Origin of the sequence: Paralcaligenes sp. KSB-10 (genome assembly GCF_021266465.1) — a bacterium.
Lineage (GTDB): Bacteria > Pseudomonadota > Gammaproteobacteria > Burkholderiales > Burkholderiaceae_B.
Window position 1 is genome coordinate 2,193,459 of sequence record NZ_CP089848.1, and the last position, 24,961, is coordinate 2,218,419.

General features: G+C 59.3%; 23 protein-coding genes. 7 read left to right on the top strand and 16 right to left on the bottom strand.

Annotated elements, in window-relative coordinates:
* Window positions 1-19: 19 nt before the first annotated feature.
* From LSG25_RS09920 to LSG25_RS09930, 3 genes are read right to left on the bottom strand one after another with little or no spacing between them, the layout of a single operon-like run.
* Entirely contained in the window at window positions 20-1,321 is a 1,302-nt protein-coding gene (locus LSG25_RS09920) for an AAA-associated domain-containing protein (protein ID WP_232744477.1), read from the bottom strand.
* Window positions 1,322-1,373: 52 nt separating this feature from the next.
* On the bottom strand, window positions 1,374-3,128 hold the full coding sequence (locus LSG25_RS09925; protein WP_232744478.1) for an ABC transporter permease subunit: 1,755 nt from the start codon (window positions 3,126-3,128) through the stop codon (window positions 1,374-1,376).
* Window positions 3,129-3,159: 31 nt separating this feature from the next.
* Complete coding sequence (locus tag LSG25_RS09930; RefSeq protein WP_232744479.1) at window positions 3,160-4,002, bottom strand: undecaprenyl-diphosphate phosphatase; 843 nt, start codon at window positions 4,000-4,002, stop codon at window positions 3,160-3,162.
* A gap of 265 nt (window positions 4,003-4,267) precedes the next feature.
* On the opposite strand from LSG25_RS09930, the gene LSG25_RS09935 reads away from it, so the two are divergent.
* A complete protein-coding gene (locus LSG25_RS09935) occupies window positions 4,268-4,591 on the top strand; it encodes a virulence factor (protein ID WP_232744480.1) in 324 nt (107 codons plus the stop codon).
* A gap of 89 nt (window positions 4,592-4,680) precedes the next feature.
* Here the strand turns inward: LSG25_RS09935 and serS are convergent, their stop codons facing one another.
* The 4 genes from serS to LSG25_RS09955 form a co-directional block, all read right to left on the bottom strand.
* Complete coding sequence (serS, locus tag LSG25_RS09940) at window positions 4,681-6,036, bottom strand: serine--tRNA ligase (protein WP_232744481.1); 1,356 nt, start codon at window positions 6,034-6,036, stop codon at window positions 4,681-4,683.
* Between the two features lie 126 nt (window positions 6,037-6,162).
* A complete protein-coding gene (locus LSG25_RS09945; RefSeq protein ID WP_232744482.1) occupies window positions 6,163-7,518 on the bottom strand; it encodes a replication-associated recombination protein A in 1,356 nt (451 codons plus the stop codon).
* A gap of 33 nt (window positions 7,519-7,551) precedes the next feature.
* A complete protein-coding gene (lolA, locus tag LSG25_RS09950) occupies window positions 7,552-8,175 on the bottom strand; it encodes an outer membrane lipoprotein chaperone LolA (RefSeq protein ID WP_232744483.1) in 624 nt (207 codons plus the stop codon).
* Window positions 8,165-10,522 carry a DNA translocase FtsK gene (locus LSG25_RS09955; protein WP_232744484.1) on the bottom strand — a complete coding sequence of 786 codons (2,358 nt, stop codon included), beginning with the start codon at window positions 10,520-10,522 and terminating at the stop codon, window positions 8,165-8,167. The genes lolA and LSG25_RS09955 overlap by 11 nt, the downstream gene beginning before the upstream one ends.
* A 44-nt stretch (window positions 10,523-10,566) precedes the next feature.
* Here LSG25_RS09955 and trxB point away from each other — a divergent pair, with 44 nt between their 5' ends.
* Together trxB and LSG25_RS09965 are read left to right on the top strand one after the other, a co-directional pair.
* The gene (gene trxB, locus LSG25_RS09960) at window positions 10,567-11,526 is read left to right on the top strand and encodes a thioredoxin-disulfide reductase (protein WP_232744485.1); all 960 of its coding nucleotides are present in this window, start codon (window positions 10,567-10,569) and stop codon (window positions 11,524-11,526) included.
* Window positions 11,513-12,214: a Smr/MutS family protein gene (locus LSG25_RS09965; protein ID WP_232744486.1), complete on the top strand. Its 702-nt coding sequence runs from the start codon at window positions 11,513-11,515 to the stop codon at window positions 12,212-12,214. The genes trxB and LSG25_RS09965 overlap by 14 nt, the downstream gene beginning before the upstream one ends.
* Before the next feature lie 236 nt (window positions 12,215-12,450).
* Here the strand turns inward: LSG25_RS09965 and LSG25_RS09970 are convergent, their stop codons facing one another.
* The 7 genes from LSG25_RS09970 to icd all read right to left on the bottom strand — a co-directional run bounded on the left by LSG25_RS09970 (window position 12,451) and on the right by icd (window position 20,347).
* The gene (locus tag LSG25_RS09970; RefSeq protein WP_232744487.1) at window positions 12,451-14,136 is read right to left on the bottom strand and encodes an AMP-binding protein; all 1,686 of its coding nucleotides are present in this window, start codon (window positions 14,134-14,136) and stop codon (window positions 12,451-12,453) included.
* Window positions 14,137-14,155: 19 nt separating this feature from the next.
* Complete coding sequence (locus tag LSG25_RS09975) at window positions 14,156-14,872, bottom strand: ABC transporter ATP-binding protein (protein WP_232744488.1); 717 nt, start codon at window positions 14,870-14,872, stop codon at window positions 14,156-14,158.
* Window positions 14,862-15,614 carry an ABC transporter ATP-binding protein gene (locus tag LSG25_RS09980; RefSeq protein ID WP_232744489.1) on the bottom strand — a complete coding sequence of 251 codons (753 nt, stop codon included), beginning with the start codon at window positions 15,612-15,614 and terminating at the stop codon, window positions 14,862-14,864. Before LSG25_RS09980 ends, LSG25_RS09975 begins: the two co-directional genes overlap by 11 nt.
* A complete protein-coding gene (locus LSG25_RS09985; RefSeq protein ID WP_232744490.1) occupies window positions 15,604-16,527 on the bottom strand; it encodes a branched-chain amino acid ABC transporter permease in 924 nt (307 codons plus the stop codon). Before LSG25_RS09985 ends, LSG25_RS09980 begins: the two co-directional genes overlap by 11 nt.
* Entirely contained in the window at window positions 16,520-17,395 is an 876-nt protein-coding gene (locus tag LSG25_RS09990) for a branched-chain amino acid ABC transporter permease (protein ID WP_232744491.1), read from the bottom strand. The genes LSG25_RS09985 and LSG25_RS09990 overlap by 8 nt, the downstream gene beginning before the upstream one ends.
* Before the next feature lie 109 nt (window positions 17,396-17,504).
* A complete protein-coding gene (locus LSG25_RS09995) occupies window positions 17,505-18,764 on the bottom strand; it encodes an amino acid ABC transporter substrate-binding protein (RefSeq protein WP_232744492.1) in 1,260 nt (419 codons plus the stop codon).
* 326 nt (window positions 18,765-19,090) lie between these two features.
* Complete coding sequence (gene icd, locus LSG25_RS10000) at window positions 19,091-20,347, bottom strand: NADP-dependent isocitrate dehydrogenase (protein ID WP_232744493.1); 1,257 nt, start codon at window positions 20,345-20,347, stop codon at window positions 19,091-19,093.
* Between the two features lie 449 nt (window positions 20,348-20,796).
* Here icd and LSG25_RS10005 point away from each other — a divergent pair, with 449 nt between their 5' ends.
* Entirely contained in the window at window positions 20,797-21,225 is a 429-nt protein-coding gene (locus LSG25_RS10005) for a DUF1841 family protein (protein ID WP_232744494.1), read from the top strand.
* A 133-nt stretch (window positions 21,226-21,358) separates the two neighbouring features.
* Here LSG25_RS10005 and LSG25_RS10010 read toward each other — a convergent pair whose 3' ends face one another.
* Complete coding sequence (locus tag LSG25_RS10010) at window positions 21,359-21,721, bottom strand: cytochrome c (RefSeq protein ID WP_232744495.1); 363 nt, start codon at window positions 21,719-21,721, stop codon at window positions 21,359-21,361.
* A gap of 12 nt (window positions 21,722-21,733) precedes the next feature.
* The gene (locus LSG25_RS10015) at window positions 21,734-22,087 is read right to left on the bottom strand and encodes a cytochrome c (protein WP_232744496.1); all 354 of its coding nucleotides are present in this window, start codon (window positions 22,085-22,087) and stop codon (window positions 21,734-21,736) included.
* Between the two features lie 143 nt (window positions 22,088-22,230).
* On the opposite strand from LSG25_RS10015, the gene LSG25_RS10020 reads away from it, so the two are divergent.
* The 3 genes from LSG25_RS10020 to LSG25_RS10030 are packed head-to-tail and all read left to right on the top strand — an operon-like array spanning window position 22,231 to window position 24,911.
* On the top strand, window positions 22,231-23,103 hold the full coding sequence (locus LSG25_RS10020; RefSeq protein WP_232744497.1) for a MoxR family ATPase: 873 nt from the start codon (window positions 22,231-22,233) through the stop codon (window positions 23,101-23,103).
* Window positions 23,104-23,128: 25 nt separating this feature from the next.
* Complete coding sequence (locus LSG25_RS10025; RefSeq protein ID WP_232744498.1) at window positions 23,129-23,749, top strand: GNAT family N-acetyltransferase; 621 nt, start codon at window positions 23,129-23,131, stop codon at window positions 23,747-23,749.
* Window positions 23,739-24,911, top strand: a complete 1,173-nt coding sequence (locus LSG25_RS10030) for a VWA domain-containing protein (RefSeq protein ID WP_232744499.1) — start codon at window positions 23,739-23,741, stop codon at window positions 24,909-24,911. The genes LSG25_RS10025 and LSG25_RS10030 overlap by 11 nt, the downstream gene beginning before the upstream one ends.
* Window positions 24,912-24,961: the final 50 nt, after the last annotated feature.

Genomic DNA, 24,961 nt, shown 5'->3' on the forward strand with positions numbered 1-24,961 from the left:
CAGTGCACCACCCCGGGTATCAGGACCCGATATCTTCCAGACTGAAGGTTTCGGCCTGGTCGTCATAAGAAAAAATTTCGGCATACCGCCCCCAGTTGATGACCGCATCCAGAGTCTCTTGCGCCGCGCTGTCGGAGAGGAAATCTTCGAGTTCCTGTTCGAAACGCACGCGGGGCGCGCGATGCCCGGGCCGCTCGTTGAGCACATGGCGGATGCGCGCCGCCATCGGCACCGAGCGCACCAGATGATCGGCGAACATCAGCTTGCGTTCCTGGGTGCCGTAATCGGCAAAGACCTTGCCTGCCTGGGTCAGCAAGATATCGCCTTCCTGCACATCCGCAAAACCCAAGTGCTGCAGCATTTCGGCAACCGGGAAAAGGTCGTCGACCTCCAGATGCAAAGTGCGTGCAATCTCCGGCAAATCGGCCTTGCCGTTATAGGGCGCCATCGCCAGGGTTTCGATCAGGCCGGCCATCAGATTGGTTGAAACCTGCGGCAACCACGTGCCCAGCTCCAGTTCTTTGCGGGTTCCTTCGGCGCTTACCCGCGCCGTCATGCGAGCGTAGATATCGTCGACCAGACGGCGAAATGCCGGATCGAGCCGATTGCGCGGATGCACGAACGGTACCTGTATTTCGGCAATCACGCGGCCGGGATTGGACGACAGGACCAGGATCCGGTCGCACATGAACACCGCCTCTTCGATGTTGTGGGTAACGATCAGCACCGATTTGATCTTTAACTGCTTTTCGTTCCAAAGATCGAGCAAATCGGTGCGCAGGGTTTCGGCGGTCAGCACGTCGAGCGCCGAAAAGGGCTCATCCATCAGCAACAGGGTTGGGTCGACCACCAGCGCACGGGCAAAACCGACACGCTGGCGCATTCCGCCCGACAACTCGCGTGGATAGGCGTTTTCGAACCCGTCCAGCCCGATCAGGTCAATGGCGGCGAGCGAGCGCTCGCGGCGCTCGCGCGGATTGACGCCAAGCGCCTCCAGACCGGCCTCGACGTTTTGCAGCACAGTCAGCCACGGAAACAGCGCAAAGGTCTGGAATACCATCGCCACGCCTTCGGCCGGGCCGTTCAGCGGCTCTCCCCTGTAAGTGACGGCGCCGCCACTGGGCTTGATCAGACCCGCGATAATGCGCAACAAGGTCGATTTTCCGGAACCCGAACGGCCCAGCAGCCCAACGATCTCGCCGCTCTTGAGGGTCAGGTTCACATCGTCGAGCACCAGCAGCTCATCTTGCGACTTGTTAAAGCCGCGCCGCACATGCTCGACACGCAATATTTCGTTCGCAAGGGCTTCTGGATTTTGCATGAGATGTTTCAGTAATTGCCAAAGAAAAACAAGCTGCCGGGCATCTGGCGGCCTAATCCATGCGCAGCCGCGAATCCGCGTAAGCATACAGAGGCCGCCACAACAGGCGGTTGAACAAGGTCACGAACAGCGACATGACGGCAATGCCGAGAATGATTTTTGGAAAATCCCCGGCGGCCGTGGTTTGAGCGATATACGCACCCAAGCCGTGCGCGACGACCTTGTCGTTGCCCCAGGATACGAACTCCGAAACGATACTGGCATTCCAGGCTCCACCCGAAGCGGTAATGGCGCCTGTAATATAGTACGGAAAGATCCCCGGCAGAATGATTTTCTTCCACCATTGCCAGCCGCGAATCCGGAAATTGGCGGCGGCCTCTTTGAAATCGTTCGGGAAGGCGGTGGCGCCGGCAATGACATTGAACAGGATGTACCACTGCGTGCCAAGCACGATCAGGGGCGAGAGCCAGATATCGGGATTCAGGTGGAACCTGACAATCAGCACGACAAACACCGGGAACAGCAGATTGGCGGGAAAGGCCGCCAGGAACTGCGCAATAGGCTGGACCTTTGCGGCCAGTGCCGGCCGCAAGCCTATCATTACCCCCAAAGGCACCCAGACCACCGAAGCCACGGCAATCAGCGCCAGCACGCGCAGCAGCGTCACCAGGCCCAGCACGAAAACATGCCCTACTTCCGCCAGCCCCACGCCGGTTCGCACATAGGCGATGACACGGAACACAACATATACCGTTATCAGCAGGACCAGAATCGTCCAGACTGCGTCTATTGTTTTCGACGGCTTGCGCTCTGTCCGCATGACACCGGCCTTGCCATCGGCCGGGTGCGAGAACACGCGCACGGGAATGCGCGCCAGCGTGGCCAGCACCCAAGCCATAGGCCTGAGCAACTGGGTAATCAGGCGGGTGCGCCGGATCAGGTCGAGCAGCCACGACTTGGGCGCATTCGCCGACATGGTGTTTTCCATGCGAAACTTGTCGGCCCATGCCACCAGCGGACGAAACAGCAACTGGTCGTAAGCGAGGATGACCAGCGACATGACCAGGATCACATAGCCGACTGCGCCCAGATTACGCTGATCGATGGCTGCCGCCAGATAAGAGCCGATACCCGGCAGCGTGATGGTGCGGCTGCCCACGGTGATCGCTTCCGACGCAACCACGAAAAACCAGCCGCCCGACATGGACATCATCATGTTCCAGATCAGGCCCGGCAGGGAAAACGGCACCTCGAGCTTCCAGAAGCGCTGCCAGCCGGTCAGATGGAAACTGCGCGACACTTCCTGCAAATCGCGCGGCACGGTGCGCAGCGACTGATAGAAGCTGAAAGTCATGTTCCATGCCTGGCTGGTGAAAATCGCGAAGATTGCGGCGCATTCCGCCCCCGCCACCCGGTCCGGAAACAAGGCAATAAAAAAGGTCACCGTGAAGGAAATATAGCCAAGCACCGGCACCGACTGCAGAATATCCAGAATCGGCACCAGGACTTTCTCGGCGCGCCGGCTCTTGGCGGCCAGCGTGCCGTAGATTAGCGTAAACACCAGCGAGGCGACCATCGCCGCGAGCATGCGCAAGGTGGTGCGCAGCGCGTACTCGGGCAGCATCGAAGGCGACAGCGAAATCGCCTGGGTTTTAAGCACCGAGATCGGCGCCATGGTCTGGTGATAACCGACCGCCGCCATGGCAATCAGGCAGATAATCAGCGGAAAAGCAATGAAATCCCAGCGATTGGGCAAAAGCCGCCACGCAGAGGCGTTAAATGATGGGCCAAGAATATTCAAACGCATGAAATGGCTCCGGCATGGGTATCGGCGCGGGTCAGCCCACCCAAAGCACAACCAGCGAGGCCACTATGCAATACACGCCGAAGATATGCCAGCGTCCCTGTTCCAGCCAGCGCGAGAGCCAACGCAATGCCGCCAGCCCGGCCAGAAAGCTCAATACCATACCGACCAGGCTCGGGCCGAACAAGTGAAACAGCTCTCCCGAATGCGCCGGCACAGCGGCGGCCTGGGCTTTGTAGAGCCTGAGAACCTCCCTGGCGATGACAGGCGGAGTCAGAACCACGGCCAGCGCAAAGCTGAACTCTTCCGCCCGGCGCCGGGATATCCCCTGGGCAAGCCCTGTCGAAATGGTCGCGCCCGAACGTGAAAACCCTCTGAACGGCAGGCACAGGCCCTGCACGGCACCGATCCACAATGCGCTGCGCACCGATAAATCCTTGTCGCCCTGGCGCAGGCGCGACGACACAATGATCAGCACGCCGGCCGCAGCCAGCGCGACGGCCATCAGCCTGGAGTTGCCAAACAGATGTTCGATTTCGAAACCGGGCGCATTGCCGGCCACGACATGCTTGATTATTTCCATCAACGCCAGGCCCACCACGCCTGTAATGGCCGTTGCAATCACCACATAGGCCGCGTTGGAACGAAACGCCTGCGCCGAGCTGAAATAGCTTGCGCACCACGATTTCCAGAAATAAACAATGACCGCAAACATGGTGCCGGTGTGCAACATGACCAGCAGAAGCGTCATGTCCGGCGCGGTGGGGTCCAGCCCCATCAGTTTTTCGGCCACGATCACATGGGCGGAACTGGAAATCGGCAGAAGCTCCGCCGCCCCTTGCACAATAGCGAGAATCAGGATTTGGAGAAGATCCATACTAGGCCTTGACGTAGCGGTAAGGTGAATTTCGAGCGATTATCTCACGGGATTGTGACAAGGCGTGCGACACTTGGCCGGCCAAGTCGCCGAGGCCGATTCGCCCATTTTCGCGCCACAAAAACAACAGATGCAAACAAATGTAAAAATCTTGGCCTAAAAGCTCTAAAAGTTGCTTTTTGATGCGCTTTGGAGAGGGCAACTTACGTTTGCATGGGAAAATTCACCGACAATGACTACATCAAGTTAAACAAGCGGGGCTTTTATGAAACGACTCTTATTGGCGGGTATTGCAGCAGTAGCGTTGCTCGGCTCAAGCGCCGCCATGGCTCGCGTCGATGTCGGGATTTCCATCGGTATTCCCGGAATCGTGTATGGCGAACCCTATTATCCGCCAGTCGCCTATGTGGCTCCGCCGCCGGTGGTGGTCGTGCCCCGGTACGCACCGGTACCCGTGTATGGCCCGCGCTACTATCGCGACGGCTTTATTGAATATCGAGGCTGGCGCGGCGATCGCGGCTGGCATGGCGATCGCGGTCGTGGGCGTGGCCACTGGAAACACCATCGCGGGCACGGCGATCGGGATTAACCGATCCGGACACCGCAAGGGTTTCTTGTGGAAACCCTTAATAAGGGCACCCTTTGCGGGTGCCCTTTCATCGTCTGTTCACCCCCCTTTCAGGCAGCCTGCAGGCGAACCAGCCCTCCCATATAAGGCCGCAACACATCGGGGATGACAACGCTGCCGTCTTCCTGCTGGTAGTTTTCAAGCACAGCCACCAAGGCGCGCCCGACAGCCAGGCCAGAACCGTTCAGTGTGTGCAGGTATTCGGGCTTGCCTTTTTCAGGACGGTAGCGAGCCTGCATGCGCCGCGCCTGGAAAGCTTCGCAGTTGGATACCGAGGAAATTTCGCGCCAGGTATTTTGCGCCGGCAGCCAAACCTCGAGATCGTAGGTCTTGGTCGAGCCGAATCCCATATCGCCGCCGCACAGCAAGACGACCCGGTACGGGACTCCAAGCTTTTGCAGGACCGCCTCCGCGTGTCCAACCATGTGCTCGAGCGTATCGTAGGAACTGTCGGGATGCACGATCTGCACCATCTCGACCTTGTCGAACTGATGCTGGCGTATCATGCCGCGCATATCGCGGCCACCGCTGCCCGCCTCGGAGCGAAAGCATGGCGTATGCGCGGTAAGCCTGATCGGCAAATCCTGCAAAGGCACGATCGTGTCGCGCACGGAGCCGGTCAGAGTGATCTCGGATGTGGATATGAGGTACAGATCTTCGCCCGCCACCACATTGCCCTGCTCGTCGCGATTCGGTTCCTCGTCCTGCCCACCCTTGGTGACCCAGAACATATCGTCCTTGAATTTGGGCAGTTGGCCGGTGCCGAACAGGGTCGAGCTATTGACGATATAAGGCGTGTAGCACTCGGTATAGCCGTGCTCGGTGGTCTGCAGATCGAGCATGAACTGCGCCAGGGCGCGATGCAGGCGCGCGATCTGGCCGCGCAGCATCATGAACCGGGCTCCCGACAGTTTGCGCGCGGTATCGAAATCCAGGCCTATGGGTTCGCCCAGGCTGACATGATCTTTGGGCTCGAATGCCAAAGGTTGGGGATTGCCTTGTGCATCGGCGCGGCTGCCCGGAGGAAGCCAGCGGCGCACTTCGACGTTATCGTCGCTGGAGGCACCCGCCGGAACACTGGCATGCGGCAGGTTCGGCAGGGTCATGAGCCATTCATTCAACTCGTGCTGCACATTGGCCAGGTCGAATTCCAATTCTTTGAGGCGCGCCGGTATGGCCTGCGATTCGGCCATTTCCCGGCTGGCATCTTCACCTTTGGATTTCAACTGGCCGATCAGTTTGGACACCGCATTGCGCCGCGCCTGCAAGGTTTCGGTTTCGATCTGGACCGCCTTGCGGCGGGCCTCGAGCCGGTTGAAACGCTCGGTGTCGAACTGCATGCCGCGCAACGCCAGCCGATCGACTACCGTGGCCATGTCTTTGCGCAACTGATTGGGGTCTAACATAATTGATTCAAACTATAAAAGTGTGTCGAGGTAAATGGGAGCGAGGGCATCATTATATTGAACGCCCCGGGCAATAGACGATTCGGGTGTGCAAGCGGCGATTCCGGGTGCCCGCCAGGGACGCTCCTACGCTTTTTTATCCGCCGCATCGTCCAGCGCTTTGAGAAACGCGAGTTTTTCGGCAATTTTACCTTCCAATCCACGATCGGTCGGGCGATAGAACGTCGCTTTCAGGCCATCCGGAAAATACTGTTCGCCTGCCGCGTAACCGTGCGGTTCGTCGTGCGCATAACGGTAGGCCTGGCCGTGGCCCAACTGCTTCATGAGCTTTGTGGGCGCATTGCGCAAGTGCATGGGAACCGGCGCGCTGCCCTGCTCCTGGGCGTAGCTGCGTGCGGCCTTGTACGCGTTGTACAGGGCATTGGATTTTGCCGCACAGGCCAGGTACACCACGGCCTGCGCCAAAGCCAGCTCGCCCTCGGGAGAGCCCAGCCGTTCGTAGATATCGGCGCCATTCAAGGCAATTTCGGTCGCCCGCGGATCGGCCAGGCCTATATCTTCGACAGCCATCCGGACAATGCGCCGCGACAGATAGCGCGGATCGGCTCCACCGTCGAGCATGCGGGTAAACCAATAAAGCGCCGCATCCGGATCGGAGCCGCGCACGGATTTATGCAAAGCGCTGATCTGATCGTAAAACGCATCGCCGCCCTTGTCGAAACGGCGCAGATTCTGCGACAGGGATGTTTCCAGCCATTCCGAGTCAATCAACTGCCGCCCGGCGTTGCGAGCCGATTCCGCCACGACCTCAACGGCATTGATGAGGCGGCGCGCATCGCCATCGGCCCAGCCGGCCAATTGGGCCTGCGCGTCTGGGTCGAAGAGCAATTCAGCTGATCCGGCATCGGTTCCGGGCTGGCCTGCGTTGAGCACCGCCATGGCGCGCTCGAGCAGCGTCAGGAGCTCGCCCGGGCTCAAGGATTCCAGCACATACACCCGCGCCCGCGACAGCAAGGCCGAATTCATTTCAAAGGACGGGTTCTCGGTCGTCGCGCCAATAAAAGTGAACAGGCCGCTTTCGACGTAAGGCAGGAAAGCATCTTGTTGCGCCTTGTTGAAGCGATGCACCTCATCGACGAACAATATGGTGCGCCGACCCTGGCCTTGCGCCACTTGCGCGGCCACCACCGCCTCGCGTATGTCCTTGACGCCGCCCAGCACCGCGGAAATCGCCAGGAACTGCGCCTCGAACCCGGCCGCCATGAGCCGCGCCAACGTGGTTTTCCCTACCCCTGGCGGCCCCCAGAAAATCATGGAGTGAGGCCGTCCTGACTGAAAGGCCACGCGCAAAGGCTTGCCCGGTCCAAGCAGATGGGCCTGGCCCACCACGTCGTCCAATGTCCTGGGGCGCAAGCGTTCCGCCAGAGGCGCATTGGCTTCGAGCACGGCAGGCGTATTGAACAGATCCGGGGTATTGGCCATAAACGGGATCAGGCCGGCTGCGACGCCCGGCCATTACATCTTGACAACGTCGGTGCCTTTCGGTGGAACAAACTGGAACTCGCCGGACGGCAGCTTGGGATTGGAAACAATGTGGCTCAAGTCGATGCGCGTAGTCTGGCCGAATGAGTCCATAAGTTCCAGGCGAGCCGGCAGATTGTCTTTAAAGCCGATATCGACATAGGCAAAGCCGGCGTCGGCCTTGCGCGGCTTGGCCCGCAACCATTCCAGCCCGTTTTTGTCGGGCAAGGTGCTCATGGTAAAAGCTTCGTCGAGGGCACCCGAGCCAAACAGAATGGCAGCCGGCGAGGCGCCAATGGCCTTGTCGACAGTACGCTCGGTAACCTGGCTGAGATCGGGATCGTACTGATAAACCGTAGTGCCGTCCGAAACGATCAGTTGCGCGTAGGGCTTGGTGACCTGCCACTTGAAATGCCCCGGACGCTGGAACGAAAACCGGCCCGACTGCGCGGGCTTGGCCTGTTGCCCCTGCGCCCCCGAGGTACTTTGGGTGAACTCACCCGTGGCCGAAGCCACTTTGGCCACGAACTGCCGCAACTGGGCCGGCGCATCGGCCGACCAGGCCAACACAGGACTGGCCGCCAATACCAAAGCGGCGAAGAAATGTTTACTCTGCATTTGAACCTTCTCCGGCCGGAACCAGGATCTCGCGATTACCGTTGGACTGCATGGCGGACACCAGGCCGGACTGCTCCATTTGCTCGAGCAGGCGCGCCGCCCGGTTATAGCCTATGCGCAAATGACGCTGCACCGACGAAATGGACGCCCGCCGGTTCTTGAGAATGACCTCGACCGCCTGATCGTACAGAGGGTCTGACTCGGCGTCGGCAAAGCCCGTAACGCCGCCCACGCCATCGCCGGTTTCGCCTTCGAGCGCCCCTTCGAGCAGGCCCTCGACATAATTGGGCTCGCCCTGTTCTTTCAGCGAATCGACCACCCGATGCACTTCGTCGTCGCCGACGAATGCGCCATGCACCCGCGTGGGCAGCCCCGAACCGGGCGGCATGTACAGCATATCGCCCTGGCCCAGCAGGGCTTCGGCGCCCATCTGGTCAAGTATGGTGCGCGAGTCGATTTTGGACGACACCTGGAAGGCTATCCGCGTAGGGATATTGGCCTTGATCAGGCCGGTGATGACGTCGACGCTGGGGCGCTGCGTCGCCAGAATAAGATGGATTCCAGCCGCCCGGGCTTTTTGCGCCAGGCGGGCGATGAGCTCTTCGATTTTCTTGCCCACGACCATCATCAAGTCGGCCAGCTCGTCGATGACCACGACTATCGTTGGCAGGGTGGACAGTGGCTCGGGCGCGTCGGGGGTGAGCGAAAACGGATTGGGGATGGGTTCTTCGCGCTTGATGGCATCGCGTATCTTGCTGTTGTAGCCCGCCAGGTTGCGCACCCCCATCTTGCTCATGAGCTTGTAGCGTTTCTCCATTTCGCCCACACACCAGTTCAGCGCGTTGGCGGCATGCCGCATATCGGTGACGACCGGTGCCAGCAAATGCGGAATCCCCTCGTAAATGCTCATTTCGAGCATTTTTGGATCGATGAGGATCAGGCGTGTCTGTGTTGCGTCGGCCTTGTAGAGCAAAGACAGGATCATGGCGTTGATCCCGACCGACTTGCCCGAGCCGGTGGTACCCGCCACCAGCAAGTGCGGCATTTTGGCCAGATCGGCCACGACCGGATTGCCGGCAATATCCTTGCCCAGGGCCATGGTCAGTACGGACGGATTGCTGTGATAGGTTTGCGAACCGATGATTTCAGAGAGCCTGACTATTTGGCGCCGCGGATTGGGCAACTCGAGCCCCATCAGGTTCTTGCCCGGTATGGTCTCGACCACACGAATGCTGACCAGGCTGAGCGCCCGCGCCAGATCTTTGGCCAGGTTGACGATTTGGCTGCCTTTGACGCCGGTAGCCGGCTCGATCTCGTAGCGGGTAATTACCGGGCCGGCCTGGGCGGCCACCACCACGACCTTGACACCGAAATCGGAAAGCTTCTTCTCGATGAGACGCGAGGTGAACTCGATGGTTTCGGGCGCCACGGTCTCGGGCTGCTCGACCGGCGGATCCAGCAAGCTGATGGCCGGCAAATCGCCCGACGCCCCCGATTCGATAGGCGCGACAAACAGGGTTTTCTGCTTTTCCTTTTCCACCCGGGTGGACTTGGGTATGCTGGTAATGGCCGGCTCGATGCGTACGGGCTGCTCGTGCACCAGTTGCTCGTGCTTGGCCTCGACCAGCTCGTTGCGCTCGGCGCTTTTTGCCTCGCCGACCTTGCGGTCTTCGCGCGCCGCCTTCAATTCAAATACACGCCGCACCGATCTTTCGATGGCAAAACCCACACGTTCGGCCAGATGCAGCCAGGAAAAGCCAAAAAACAGGCTGGCCCCTACCGCCATCATGACCAGCAGCAACAAGGTGCAACCCGTGGTCCCCACCGACAGGGACAGGGCGTGAGCCAGCAGCTTGCCAAGTTCGCCGCCGGCGCCGCTGGGCAAGTGCGCGCCAAAATTCTTCAGCCGCAGCGCTTCGGTTCCCATGGAGCCAATGAAAAGCAGGAAAAACCCGATACCGATTTCCCAGTGAACCCTGGGCAGGACTTCGATATTGGCTTTGGGCAGCAACATGCTGGTCAGGCGATAAAACCCGACGATGACGCGCTGCAGCAACAAAACGACCCACAGCCAGGCCGAATAGCCAAACAGGAACAGCAGCAGATCGGAGACATACGCCCCCAAGGTGCCGCCGCGGTTCAGCGTCGCGCCGGTATGCAGGGAATGCGACCAGGCGGGATCGGTGGCATGCCAAGTTGCCAGGACCAGGCCAAGCCACGCCGCCAGGGCGGCAAATACAATCCAGCGCGCCTCTCGGAGCAAGCCGGAGACCCGGGTTTGCAGAAGCGAAGGACCATTGCGCACGTTGCGCGAAGAGCGGGGAGATGTTGCAGGTATTCTAGCCATAGACTCATTATAATTGCCTGTTCACTTTTTTCGGATTTTCTGTGATGACCACTCCCAAACACGCCAAGGTTCTCATTCTGGGCTCGGGCCCGGCCGGCTATAGCGCCGCGGTATATGCGGCTCGCGCCAACCTTGCCCCCGTACTTGTAACAGGCTTGGAACAAGGGGGACAGCTCATGACAACCACCGACGTCGACAACTGGCCAGCCGATGTGCAGGGCGTGCAGGGCCCGGACCTGATGCAGCGCTTCCAGGCGCATGCCGAGCGCTTCAATACCGAGATGGTATTCGATCACATCGCCAGCGTCGACCTGTCCAGGCGCCCTTTCACGCTGACGGGCGATACAGGAGCCCCTTATACCTGCGACGCGCTCATCATCGCCACCGGCGCCTCGGCCCAATACCTGGGCTTGCCCTCGGAACAGGAATTCATGGGGCGCGGCGTGTCCGGTTGCGCCACTTGCGATGGTTTTTTCTATAAGAATCAAGATGTTATTGTTGTAGGCGGCGGCAATACCGCCGTCGAAGAAGCGCTTTATTTATCGAATATCTGCCGCACCGTCACCCTGGTGCATCGCCGCGACAAATTCCGTGCCGAACCCATACTCATCGACAAAATGATGGAAAAAGTCAATAACGGAAATATGCGGCTCAAACTGTTTTGCGAGCTTGAAGAGGTGCTGGGCGACCAGTCCGGCGTGACCGGCGCCCGCGTGCGCAACAATCAGTCCGGAACCACCGAAGACCTCGCCGTTACCGGCGCCTTCATCGCCATCGGCCACCGACCCAATACGGATATCTTCGCCGGCCAGCTCGACATGGAAAATGGCTATATCGTCACCCAGAGCGGCCTCAAAGGCCTGGCCACCATGACCTCCGTACCGGGCGTTTTTGCCGCGGGCGACGTGCAGGATCACGTGTACCGCCAGGCGATTACCAGTGCCGGCACGGGCTGCATGGCCGCACTCGACGCGCAGCGGTGGCTGGAGAATGCGGGAGCATAAAGGCGGCCTGGGTGAGCTGAAGCGCCTGCGGCAGGAAGCCGCAGCACCCAAGCCGGCAATTCGACCCACGGCCCCTGCCAGCACGCCCAAGGGCGCACGCGAGGTCCGCAAGGCTATGCAAACGCAGCCCTCTTCGCTGGATATCGACGACCAGACCCTGTTTTTGCGGGCCGTCAAAGGGGTCGAACGACTGCGCGACCCGCGGCGCGCTGTCCTGCCGCCCATGCCGACCGCGCCCTCGCATCAGTTGCAGCAGCGCCGCGAGGCCGCAACCGGCCCGACGCAAAAGCCTTTGGCGCAAACCTCCGATCATTTTGCGCCGGCCGGCCTGATTGAAAGCGAGCCGGGTTTCGTGCGCAACCCCGGCAGCGCCGACCTGCTCAAGGGCCTGAAGCGAGGCAAATGGCCCATAGGCGCCACGCTGGATCTGCACGGCGCCACCCTGGACGAGGCGCGCACGCGCCTGGACCAGTTTCTGCAATCGTGCCTCGCGCATCATATCCGTTGCGTCTGCGTCGTACATGGCAAAGGTTATGGCTCCAAAAACGGCACGCCGGTGCTCAAGCAGACCATCAGGCGCTGGCTGACCCAGCTTGATTGCGTCCAGGCCTACGCTGAATGCCGGGAACAGGATGGCGGCGCCGGCGCCGTGCAGGTGTTGCTGCGCCCCGGCCCGGCAACGAACTAAACCATCGGTGCCTGTTCGTCGCGGCGGGGCCTTCGGCCCCCGTCGGGTTTGGAGCCGCATCAATGACAAAAGCCGACAGCTGAGCTGTCGGCTTTTGTGCATTTATATTTTTTATGGGACCTGCTTTTTTATGTACCGTTTTATCGGTTTGCCCATGCAGGGCTTTGTCTCCTCACCTGCATGAACCGAATTGTGCACGAAGTTTTAACTCGTAACACTTAGGGAATACACTTGGTTTAAGCGGTTTCTTGGCCACCCAAGCCCAAGTCGGCAATCATTTTCTTGCGAATCTCGAATTTTTGCACTTTGCCGGTCACGGTCAGAGGAAACTCGTCGACGAAGCGCACATATCGAGGCACTTTGTAGTGGGCAATCCTGCCGACGCAAAATTCCCGGATCTCCTCTTCCGTCGCCGCCTGGCCCGGCTTAAGGGTAATCCAGGCGCACAGCTCTTCGCCGAACTTCAAATCCGGCACGCCCACCACGGAAACATCCTTGACCGCGGGATGCTTGTACAAAAACTCTTCGATCTCACGCGGATAGATGTTTTCGCCGCCGCGGATCACCATGTCTTTCAGGCGGCCAACCACGTTTCCATATCCGCGTTCGTCCATGACGATCAAATCGCCCGTATGCATCCAGCCTTCGGCATCGATGGCTTCGGCGGTTTTTTCGGGATCCTGCCAGTACCCCAGCATCACCGAGTAGCCTTTGGTGCAAAGCTCGCCCGGCACGCCTCGATCGACCGTGGCGCCCGAGGCGTCAATCACCTTGCACTGCAGATGCGGCTGGACGCGGCCTATCGTCGATACCCGGCTCTGCAGATCGTCGTCGGCCGCGGTTTGGAAACTGACCGGGCTGGTCTCGGTCATGCCATAGGCAATCGTGACATCGCGCATATGCATGCTCTCGATCACCTGGTTCATGACATCAACCGGACACGGCGACCCGGCCATGCAGCCACCGCGCAGGCTGGACAGATCGAAATTCCGGAACTCGGGATGCGAGAGCTCGGCGATAAACATCGTGGGCACGCCGTACAGCCCTGTGCAGCGCTCCGCCGCGACCGCCTGCAGTACGGACAGAGGATCAAAGGCATCGGATGGGTAAACCATGGTGGCGCCATGCGTCAGGCAACCCAGATTGCCCATGACCATGCCAAAGCAATGATAAAGCGGCACGGGGATGCAGAGCCGATCGCCCTGCCTCAGGCCCACGCACTCGCCCACGAAGAACCCATTGTTAAGAATGTTGTGATGCGACAGCGTGGCCCCCTTCGGCAGGCCGGTCGTTCCGCTGGTGAACTGGATATTGATGGCATCGTGACACGACAATGCTCGGCCTATCCGCGCCGCCTCGGTGCGCAAGCCGTCGGTTCCCAGTTTTCCGATCTCGTCGAACCGCCGCCACCCGGGCCGCGGCTCGCCGCCGATCTTGATCAGATGCCTGAGATGCGGTGCCGCCGGCGCTTGAAGCGGTTCCGGTGATTTGCAAAGCTCAGGCACCAGGCCTTCCACCATGGCCACGTAATCGCTGCTTTTAAAACGCTCGGCGGCCACCAGCGCGCTTATCTGCACCTTGTTGAGCGTGTATTCGAGTTCCGATGAACGATAAGCCGGGTTGATATTGACAAGTATCATGCCCACCTTGGCGGTGGCGAACTGGATCAGGGCCCATTCGGCCTTGTTGGGCGACCAGATTCCAACCCGGTCGCCGGGTACAAGCCCCAGGGCCAGCAGGCCGGCAGCGATCCGATCCGCCTGCTCGTCAAGCTGGGCGTATGTCAGGCGAATACCCTGATGCACGGAAACCAGCGCCTCTTGATCGGGCCACGAGCGCGCCGCCTGCTCCAGCGCCTGGCCGATGGTTTCGGTACGCAACGCAGGCTCTGTGGCGCCTGCCGCCTGGCTAAGTGTGATCATGGCAATACCTCTCTTGGACTCAGCTCCTGGTCAAGCCGAAGTAGGCGCGTTCCAGCGCCGCGTCGGCATGCAATTCGCTCACGGTTCCTTCAAAGCCTATCCGGCCGCCTTCAAGCGTGTAGACACGATCGGCCAGATCCAGGAATTTGACATTCTGCTCGGCGATCAGCAGCGCCAACCCCATATCGCGGAACTGGCCCAGAACATGAATGACCTCTTTGACAAATACGGGCGACAGGCCCGAGGACGGCTCATCCATGACCAGCAGCTTGGGCTTGCCGGCCAGGGCCTTGGCGACGCCCAGGATCTTGCGCTGCCCGCCCGACAGGCTGCCGCCCAGCGCGCGGCGCTTTTGCTGAAGGATGGGAAACCGCTGATAAAGATCGTCGATATGCTGCTTGAATTCGGCGGCGGGAAGAAACTGACCACCAATATGCAGATTATCCTGAACGCTCAAATCGGGGAAGCAGCCGGTTTCCGACATATAGGCAATGCCGGCACGAACCCGTTTATCGGTGCGATCGTGAGAAATCGTGCGATTCTCGAACACGATTTCTCCCTGCCAGCTCGGGATCAATCCCATGATCGTCTTGATGAGCGTAGTCTTTCCCGCGCCGTTGGGCCCCATCAGCACAACGGTTTCTTTTGCATGCACAGTCAGCCCCGCACCCCACAAGGCTTGCACCTTTCCGTAGCCGGCGTCCAGCCCGGAGGCCCGCAGCAGATCAGTGCTCATCGGGCGCTCCCAAAAAGACTTCCACGACTTGCGCATTGCCCACAGCCTGCGACAAGGTTCCCGAGAAAATATCCTTGCCGGCGCTGAGTACGATAAGCCGGTCGGTCACTTGGTCCACAAAGTCCATGAGGTGTTCGACGACCAGCAAGGCAACGCCCGAGCGCGCCACCTCGCGCAGGCGTTCGGCCACATGCGCAAGCTCACTGGGATTTAAGCCGGCGCCCAGTTCGTCGACGCACAGCAACTTGGGCCGGGTCGCCAGGGCGCGCGCAAGATCGAGCATTTTCTGCTGCGCGCTGGTCAATTCGCCCGCCATGCGGCCGGCATGCCGATCGAGTTCGAGAAACTGCATCAAGGGTTCCATGTCGCTCAAATCTTTATCGTTGCGGCCGTACGTCATGGCGACTTCGATGTTCTGGCGCACCGTCAGCGACTTGAACGGTTTGGGGATCTGGAAGCTGCGATTGATCCCCAGATGCACCAGACGGTGCGCGGCCAGGCCGCCGATTGAACGCCCCTGATACTGAATCGACCCGCCATCGGGCCGGTACAAGCCGGTGATCACATTGATGCAGGTGGTTTTACCCGATCCGTTCGGGCCCACCAGACCAAGCACCTCTCCGGGCATGACGTTGAAGCTGACCCCTTCGAGCGCCTGAAATCCGCCAAACCGCTTGGCCAGGCCGTTGACCGTAAGCAAGGGCACCGAGGCCGGCGAAACAGCGAGCGGCTTAAACAACATGAATCCCCCAACGGCGCAACAGCGACGCCAGCCCGTTGGGCAAGAACAGCACCAGGGCCATGATCAGCACACCATAAATCAGTTGGAAATACTGCGGTGTCGAAATCCCGATAAAGTTGTACAGGCCGTAAAGCAGCACCACACCCAGTATCGGCCCCATTACCGTGGCCACGCCGCCGAACAAGGCGAAAACAATGGCGAAAATACTGAAATCGGGGCTGAAAACATTGTCGGGATAAAACACCGATACATACCAGGCAAAATTGGCGCCGATCAGGCCGGCGATCAGCGCCGAGAGCAGCCAGGCGACGATACGCGCCCGCACTACGTTTATCCCGGCAGCGGCAGCGCTGATCGGATCGTCTTTAATGGCTTGCAGGGCCAGTCCGAAGCGCGAATAGCGCAAGTACAGCACACAAGCCACCGCAAACGCCATGATGACAATGGCCGTGGCATAGCTGAAGGCGGGATCGAAGATGCCCGACAAGGAGACCCCGTAAGGCCCTTTGGTGATCGATTCGAGATCCGGGTTGGAAACGATTTCGGAAATCGCCAGCGCCGCCGCCAAATTGGCAATGGCAAAATACGGCCCCGACAAGCGCAGCAAAGGAGTCAGCACCAGCCCGAACAATACCGAAGCCGCCGCTCCGGCTCCCAGCGCCAGCAACGGCGTTGCATGCAGATGCATAATGGCAAGCGCAAAGCCATAAGCCCCTGCACCGAAGAATCCGACATACCCGAAAGGCAGATAGCCCGTGAAGCCGTAGATGATATTGACGCCCTGCGCCAGGGTCAGGAACACAATGAAATTGAACAGCAGCAACTGATTCGAATAGGCGTACGGCATGAGCGCGGCCGCCGCAATCAAGGGAATCAATACCAGCAGCGAATGCCGCAGCGGTTTCTTATGCATGACGCACCTTCCGGCCCAGCAAGCCGCTGGGCCGCACCAGCAAAATGGCAATCAATAACAAGTAAGGCAACAGGCCGGCCCATGAACTGAAATAGGTTTGCATGAGCATCAGCGACACTCCGTAGATCAGGCCTCCCAGGACCGTGCCCAGCGGGCTGCCCAGGGAGCCCACGATAATGACGGTAAACGACTGTATCGTCAGATTCACGCCGCTGGCCGGCGTGACACTGCCCAGCATGAACGGCGCGAAGCAGCCCGCCACGGCCGCCAGCCCCAGGCCTATGCCAAAGGCCAGCGCCGACACCCGGCCCACATTGATGCCAGTGGCCAGCGCTTCGTCGCGATGAACCATGACGGCACGGGTCAGTCGCCCGATACGCGTGCGATACAGATACAGGAACACCAGCAGCACGGCCACCGCACTGGCGATGGCGCTGACAACCCAGGCCGACGGAAATGTCTGCCCCAATACCTCTACCGGATGCCGGCCCAGGGCGCGGCCTGGAATGGAGCGTTCGGTGGGTCCGAACGCAATGGTGGTCAACGACTCGATGACCTGCGAAAACCCGAAAAACAAGATGATGGACAGCATTTCGGGATCGGACGAACGCAGCAGCCGCGGCACCAGCGCGTAATACAGGGGAAAGCCGATGATGATGAAAGCGACCAGGCACAGGACCGCGGCAATCACAGGATTGACGGCATAGGCGCCATACAGGCCGAATGCCGAAAGCGCCCCCAGCATGACGAAGTCGCCATGAGCCAGGTTGACGATACGCATCACACCGAAGATCAGGTTCAACCCCAGCCCGACCAGGCTGAAGTAAAGACCGAACAGCAGGCCGGCCAGGATCGAATATTCAAGCATGTCGCAAAGGGCTCGCTATGAAAAGCAACACGATACGAAGGCAGCGCGCTTCATGCATGCCCAGCCGGAGAAAACCAGCCCGGAAAGGCATGCATGCCACGGCAACACGTCAATTGGACGGTGCCGGATAGACGGCCTTGGCAGTCGCCACATCGGGGGGATAGACCACCGCGAATTTCAGGCCCTTCTTGCCGTCAGGAACCAGTTGGCCCAGCGGAGTGATTTCGCCGATCTGCGCGCCGTTCTTGTCCACGGCAAAGGTGCCATCGATCGTCTTGAGCTTGCCCGACAGGCTGAACACGGCCTTGCGCAATGCCAGTTGATCCATGCTCTCGGTCACGGCCAGTGCGTTCTGGATGACCAGACCTGTTGTGTAGCCTGCCACGGCATTGAATCCAAAGGCGACTTTGTTGTCGGTATACATCTTGTTCCATGCATCGCGGAACTGCGGCAGCGACATGCCGGATTCCGCATGGTATTCGACGACCGACGAGGGCGTATAGGTATAGACGTAGCTCAGGCCATCGATGCCCACCGTCTTTTCCATATGCTCGGTTTCCAGCCCGGGGTAGATGGCGAACAGCCATTTGAACTGGGTTCCGGAATCATGCAAATTGCGCAGGAAGGCGATATCGTTGCCGGGGTAGCCCATTTCAATGACCGCATCGGGTTTGGCCAGGCGGATATTGTTGATCAGCACCGTATAGTTCGTGGTGTTGGTGGGTACGCCCTTGTCGTAGACCAGTTCAACAGGCGCTCCCGACTTCTTGATGAAATCGCGCACCGCGTTGGCCTGCGTGCCGGTGAAATCGTTGGTCGCATATAACAATGCAATCCGCTTGATACCGAGCTTCGGCCCTTCCTTGGTCAGGAAATCGGCAATGTACTTGGGCCATATGGTCGACACGGGATCGGACATCAGCGCAATGTACGGATTATCGTCGGTGAAGAAAGTGCCGCCCGTGCCGGTTTGATCGAACAACAGTTTCTTGTGTTCGCGTGCAATCGGCACCGCCACCGAGGTCAGCACCGAACCGCTGTCGGACACCAGAAGGTCGACCTTGTCTTGCGTAATCAATTGATTGTAGAGCGTGGCCGCCGTGGCGGTATTGCTTTGATCGTCGTACGAAACCAGCTTGATGGGAATCCGCTTGCCGTAAGGCTTGACCATGACCCCGCCTTGCGCGTTTTCCTGAGAAACCCAGAGCTGCAAGCCGCGGTAAACAGGCATCGATATGGCCGCATACGGCCCCGACGAAGCATAAAGCGTTCCGATCTTGATTTCTGACGGCGCCGAGGCCGCACTGGCCAGCGCGGTAAATGCCAGCAGGGATCCCGCCAGCACCGATGAAATAGCTTTGCGTAACATAATCACAGGTCTCCTTTTTTATAAGGACAATGGCCTGGGTTACTGCGGCGCATTGCCCGGCAATCGATTATTCATGTTGCCATCCGCGCCGGCAAAAACTGCGCGGCCGCGGTTCAGTATCAATCAGTAACTCTGCTTATCTTATACCTGAACTCTTACGCCGCTCTGAATACCGCCGATGACTCCTCCCACGAACAGGCACATCGCCGGGAAGGCCCGGATCCTGTCGATCCTGCATGAAAAACCCCCGTCATTCGCAAGGACTGACGGGGGTTCGGATCTGGCCGTCTTGCACGCTTGCGCGCCAAGCCGGCTGGTTCGAAAAACTACATATTGTCGATCATGACCTGGCCAAAGCCCGAGCACGAAACCTGCGTGGCGCCTTCGAGCAGGCGGGCAAAATCATACGTGACCTTTTTCGACAGAATCGATTTTTCCATGCTGGAAATAATCAGGTCGGCCGCTTCGGTCCAGCCCATGTGACGCAGCATCATTTCGGCCGACAGGATTTCGGAACCTGGATTGACGTAATCCTTGCCTGCGTATTTGGGAGCCGTGCCGTGAGTGGCTTCAAACATGGCCACCGAGTCGGACAGATTGGCGCCCGGAGCAATGCCGATACCGCCGACTTGAGCTGCCAAGGCGTCGGACACGTAATCACCGTTGAGGTTCAGCGTGGCGATCACTTCGTACTCGGCGGGGCGCAACAGGATCTGCTGCAGGAACGCATCGGCAATCACGTCCTTGACCGTAATTTCGCGCCCTGTTTTCGGGTTCTTGAATTTGCACCATGGGCCGCCGTCGATAGGCTGCGCACCAAACTCTTTCTGCGCCAGCTCGTAGCCCCAGTCACGGAAGCCACCTTCGGTGAACTTCATGATATTGCCCTTGTGCACCAAGGTGACCGAAGAGCGGTCGTTGTCGATGGCGTACTGCATGGCCTTGCGCACCAGGCGCTGCGTGCCTTCGCGCGATACCGGCTTGATGCCGATGCCCGAGGTATCGGGGAAGCGGATCTTTTTCACACCCAGTTCGTTTTGCAGGAAGGCGATAAGCTTCTTGGCGTTGACGCTTTCCGCTTCGAACTCGATGCCGGCGTAAATGTCTTCCGAGTTTTCGCGGAAAATGACCATATTGGTTTTTTCCGGTTCTTTCACAGGCGACGGAACACCCTTGAAATACTGGATCGGGCGCAAGCAGACATACAAGTCCAGTTGCTGGCGCAGGGCAACGTTCAAGGAACGGATGCCGCCGCCAACCGGCGTTGTGAGCGGGCCCTTGATGGACACCACATAGTCTTTCACAGCCTCCAGCGTTTCTTCAGGCAGCCAGACATCCGGGCCGTAGATTTTGGTGGATTTTTCACCGGCATACACTTCCATCCAGTGAATCTTGCGTTTGCCGCCATAGGCCTTTGCAACGGCGGCATCAACCACTTTGAGCATGACCGGCGTAATATCGGCGCCTGTACCGTCGCCCTCGATAAAAGGCAAAATGGGCTCGTCAGGAACGTTGAGCGAAAAATCGGCATTGACCGTAATTTTTTGGCCCGCTGCGGGGACCTTGATGTGCTGATAGGACATGAATACTCCAATGGCTCCGGTAGGAGAAAATTCGGTAAAAACGAAGCTGCCGCGATAAAACACCGTTTTGCAGGCACAGCCACAGATATAAAGTGCAAGCTCCGACAAAACGCAAACACGCATCCATCTGGAAACCCAGATTAACGGCAGGTATGGAGTTGCGCCCGATCATCGAGCTCAGTCTTATATAAGAGTAGTTTAGCCTAATTAAGCCAGAATTTTAGCTTTTCTCGCAAAACTTGCTGAACGAGCTATTGGCGTGTCTGAAATCGCGCGCCCCCAGCAGCAGAATTACAGCGCCCGCATACCCAGAAACTGCGGATCAAAAACCCGCCGGCCGCAGCATGAATGCCACGGCGCAGGCGCGCGCCGAAATTGCTGGCCGGCCCTTGCGCCGAAAAGCACGCGTGGGCGGTTAAAATGGATTTTTTATCGGTTCAGAGCGTTTCATGTTCAACCCTTCACGCGACCAGGTACGGCTGTTTTTTACCGAGGCCTGGCGCAAGCACCGCGCCGCCGAAGTGCTTACCCCGCTCGAAGCCATGGCCATAGACTGGATGCGGCAGCACCCCGAATACCATAAAGACCTTGAAAGTCCCGAGGCTGTCGAGGCCGACTACGCCGTAGAGCAAGGCAAGACGAATCCGTTCCTGCACTTATCCATGCACTTGGCCATTTCCGAACAATTGTCGATCGACCAGCCGCCCGGCATCAAGGCCGTGCACCAACAACTGCTGGCCACGCACGACGCGCACGAGGCGGCGCACCAAATCATGGAATGCCTGGGCCAAGTCGTCTGGGAAGCGCAGCGCCTGGGTACGCCGTTCAGCAGCGACACCTACCTTGAGCTCATCAAGCAGCGGGCCACGCGCAAATAGCATGTACAGGGGTGGCCCTTGTGGCCGCCCTTAATTGACGCACCACCCCGAACGGGCGGACACGAGGCCCGCCCCTACAGGGCGCATGGTGGCGTAGGGGCGACCCTTGTGGTCGCCCGGGGGATAAGCCGTCTTATTGCTGGACCGACAGGGGCGAAGGCTGGCGGGCGAGCCAGGCGGTGATGTTGTCGATATCGGCATCGGTCAACTGTGCCACCATGGCGCCCATGATGGCGTTCTTGCGCAAGTTTGCCGAAGCAGGCGCGCCGCTTTGGCCGCGCTTGTAGGCATGCAAGGCATGGCTGAGGTAATCGGCATGCTGGCCGGCCAAAATCGGATAGGCCGGGCTGGTCGGGCTTTTAGCGTCCGCTCCGTGGCACGATGCACAGTTGAATTTTTTAAACGCGGCCTGGCCGGCGACCAAGTCGGCTGCCTGCGCCATAGAACCGGCTGCCAGCAGAAAAGCGCCCACCAAGGCGATAGTCATTTTTTTCATGTGGGCCCCCGATTATTTAAAGCTGGAATAATGAGCTGCGAGATCAGCCATGTCTTGAGGCGACAAGCTCTTGGCAATGGCCTCCATGGTTGGGAACGTCCGGGCACCGCTGGCGTACTCCTTGAGCGCGGCAACGATATACTCCGCACTCTGGCCCGCGATCATGGGGACGTGATAGACCTCGGGGAAAGATGCCTTGTAGTCAGGGATACCATGGCAGCCCATGCACATAGAGGTTTTTTCGAGGGCGGCCTTTGCGTTGCCGACAGGCGCAGCGTCAGCGGCCTGGGCCTGGCCCGCGATCGCACAGGAAGCCATTACGGCTAGCGCAGACAGAGTGCGCGTCATAGAAATTCGCAACTTCATGATAGCTCTTGATTTTGGCAGTAAATAAAAATCGACCGATGAAACACTGATCGATAAACCGTTGGATTGTACGATAATTGTAAGACCCTATCTAGAAATCGCTGTTTACGTTGTAATACTGCATACGAATACGGACTCAAATAATGACCTCGACCGCTTCCGCCTTTCCCTCCGAGCGCTTCACCGGCACCGAACGTTATGTGGCGACCGACGACCTGAAACTCGCCGTCAACGCCGCCCTGGCCCTGCAGCGCCCCCTGCTCATCAAGGGAGAGCCGGGAACCGGCAAAACCATGTTGGCCGAAGAAGTCGCCGCCGCGCTGAACCGCCCTCTGCTGCAATGGCACATCAAATCGACCACCAAGGCCCACCAGGGCCTGTACGAGTACGATGCCGTATCGCGGCTGCGCGACTCGCAACTGGGCGACGAGAAAGTACGCGACATCAGCCACTACATCGTCAAGGGAGTGCTATGGCGCGCGTTCGAAGCCGACGAGCCGGTGGTCGTGCTGATCGACGAAATCGACAAGGCCGACATCGAATTTCCCAACGATCTGCTGCGCGAACTCGACCGCATGGAATTCCATGTCTACGAAACCAGGCAAACCATACAGGCCCGGCACCGTCCTCTTATCATCATCACCTCGAACAACGAAAAAGACCTGCCCGACGCTTTCCTGCGACGCTGCTTTTTCCACTACATCAGCTTCCCCGACCGGGACACCATGCGCAGCATCGTGGCTGTGCACTACCCCAGCATCAAACAAGACGTCCTGGGCGCCGCGCTCAATACATTCTTCGCCTTGCGCGACGCGCCCGGCCTGAAAAAAAAGCCGTCGACGTCCGAATTCCTGGACTGGCTGCGCCTGCTCATGAACGAATCCATCAGCGCCGAAGAGCTCGGCAGCACAGCCGGCGACTTGCCCCTTATGGCGGGCGCCCTGCTGAAAAACGAACAAGACCTTTCACTACTGCAACGCCTGGCAGCCATGACCCGTGCGGGCCAACGCCGCTAGCCAGCCCTTTACCGCGAGTCTGCCCATGAACCAGCATCAAGGATTTCGTCACACCCCAACTCCCACAACCCTGCAAGGATACGGCGTTCGCCTCATACCTCTTGAAGCGGCCCACGCGCCGGAGCTGGAACGGGCCGCCGCCGACGGCGAGCTGTGGCAGCTGCGCGTCACCTCGGTGCCCGAGCCCGGCGCGGCCCTGGCGTATGTCGAAACCGCGCTGCGCGGCCGGCAGGACGGCCATATGCTGCCCTTTGCCGTCGTCGAAGAAAGCAGCGGAAAGGTCATAGGCAGCACCCGTTACCACGACATCGTGCCGGCTGTTGCCCGGCTCGAAATCGGCTATACCTGGTATGCCCGCAGTTGGCAGAAGACCCATGTCAATACCGCCTGCAAGCTGTTGCTGCTGCGGCACGCGTTCGTTGCCCTGGGAGCGCAAATCGTGGGCTGGCGCACCGACAACTTCAATCATGCGTCGCAACGAGCCATCGAACGTCTCGGAGCCCATAAAGACGGCGTACTGCGCCATCACGCCTTGCGCCGGGACGGCACGGTGCGCGATACCGTGATGTACAGCGTGCTGGCGGGCGAATGGCCGGAAATCGAAAAACACCTCGAATACCAGTTCGCCCGGCACCATGCTGACTGACTTCTTTTACCATCTGCGCGCTCACAAGCTGCCGGTGTCGGTCCAGGAATACCTGACGCTGCTGGACGTACTGCGCAGCAATGTCATGGAGCCCACGCTCGACGATTTCTATCATCTGGCGCGCATGACCCTGGTCAAAGACGAAACCCTCTTCGACCGCTACGACCTGGCCTTTGCCAGCTTCTACAGGCAGGTCGAAGCGGCCTTTCCGGCCGACAAGGAAATTCCCCTCGACTGGCTGATCAAGCAATTCCAGAAACATCTCAGCCCCGAAGACAAGGCCGCCATCGAAAAGCATGGCTGGGACAAGCTCATGGAGCTTTTCAAGGAAAGGCTCGAAGAGCAGAAAGAACGGCATGCCGGCGGCAATAAATGGATAGGCACCGGCGGTTCGTCCGCATTCGGCCATGGCGGCTATCATCCCGAAGGCATACGCATGGGAGGCCCTTCGGCAGGCAACCGAACCGCCGTCAAGGTTTGGGAAAAACGCGAGTTCCGCGATTACGACGACCAGCAGGAACTAGGCACCCGCAACTTCAAAATGGCCTTGCGGCGCCTGCGCCATTTCGCCCGCGAAGGCGCGGAGCTCGAACTCGACCTCGACCACACGATACTCAGCACGGCAAAAAACGCCGGCTTTCTCGATCTGCAAATGGTTCCCGAACGGCACAATACCGTCAAGGTACTGATGCTGCTCGACGTCGGCGGCAGCATGGACGACCACATCGCCCGCGTCGAAGAATTGTTTTCGGCGGCGCGCAGCGAATTCCAGCACCTGGAGGTGTACTACTTCCACAACTGCCCTTACGAATCCCTGTGGCAAAACAACCGCCGGCGCTACAGCGAACGCGTCGATACCTTCGATATCCTGCGCAAATACAACGATGACTGGCGTCTGATCATCGTAGGCGATGCCACCATGAGTCCCTACGAAATTCTCCAGCCTGGCGGCTCGGTCGAGTACAACAACAAGGAAACCGGCGCCGCATGGCTGCAACGCCTGCTCGATAACTGGCCAAAATCGGTGTGGCTCAACCCCGAGCCCGAAGGCTACTGGCAGTACCGGCAATCCATCGCCATAATCAAGAACATCGTGCACGATCGCATGTACGGGGTGACTGTGGGCGGACTGGAGCGAGCCATGCAGTACCTGTCGAAGTAAACGACCGCCCCGCTCCTCTACAATGCGTCCTGCCCATACGGATAAACACC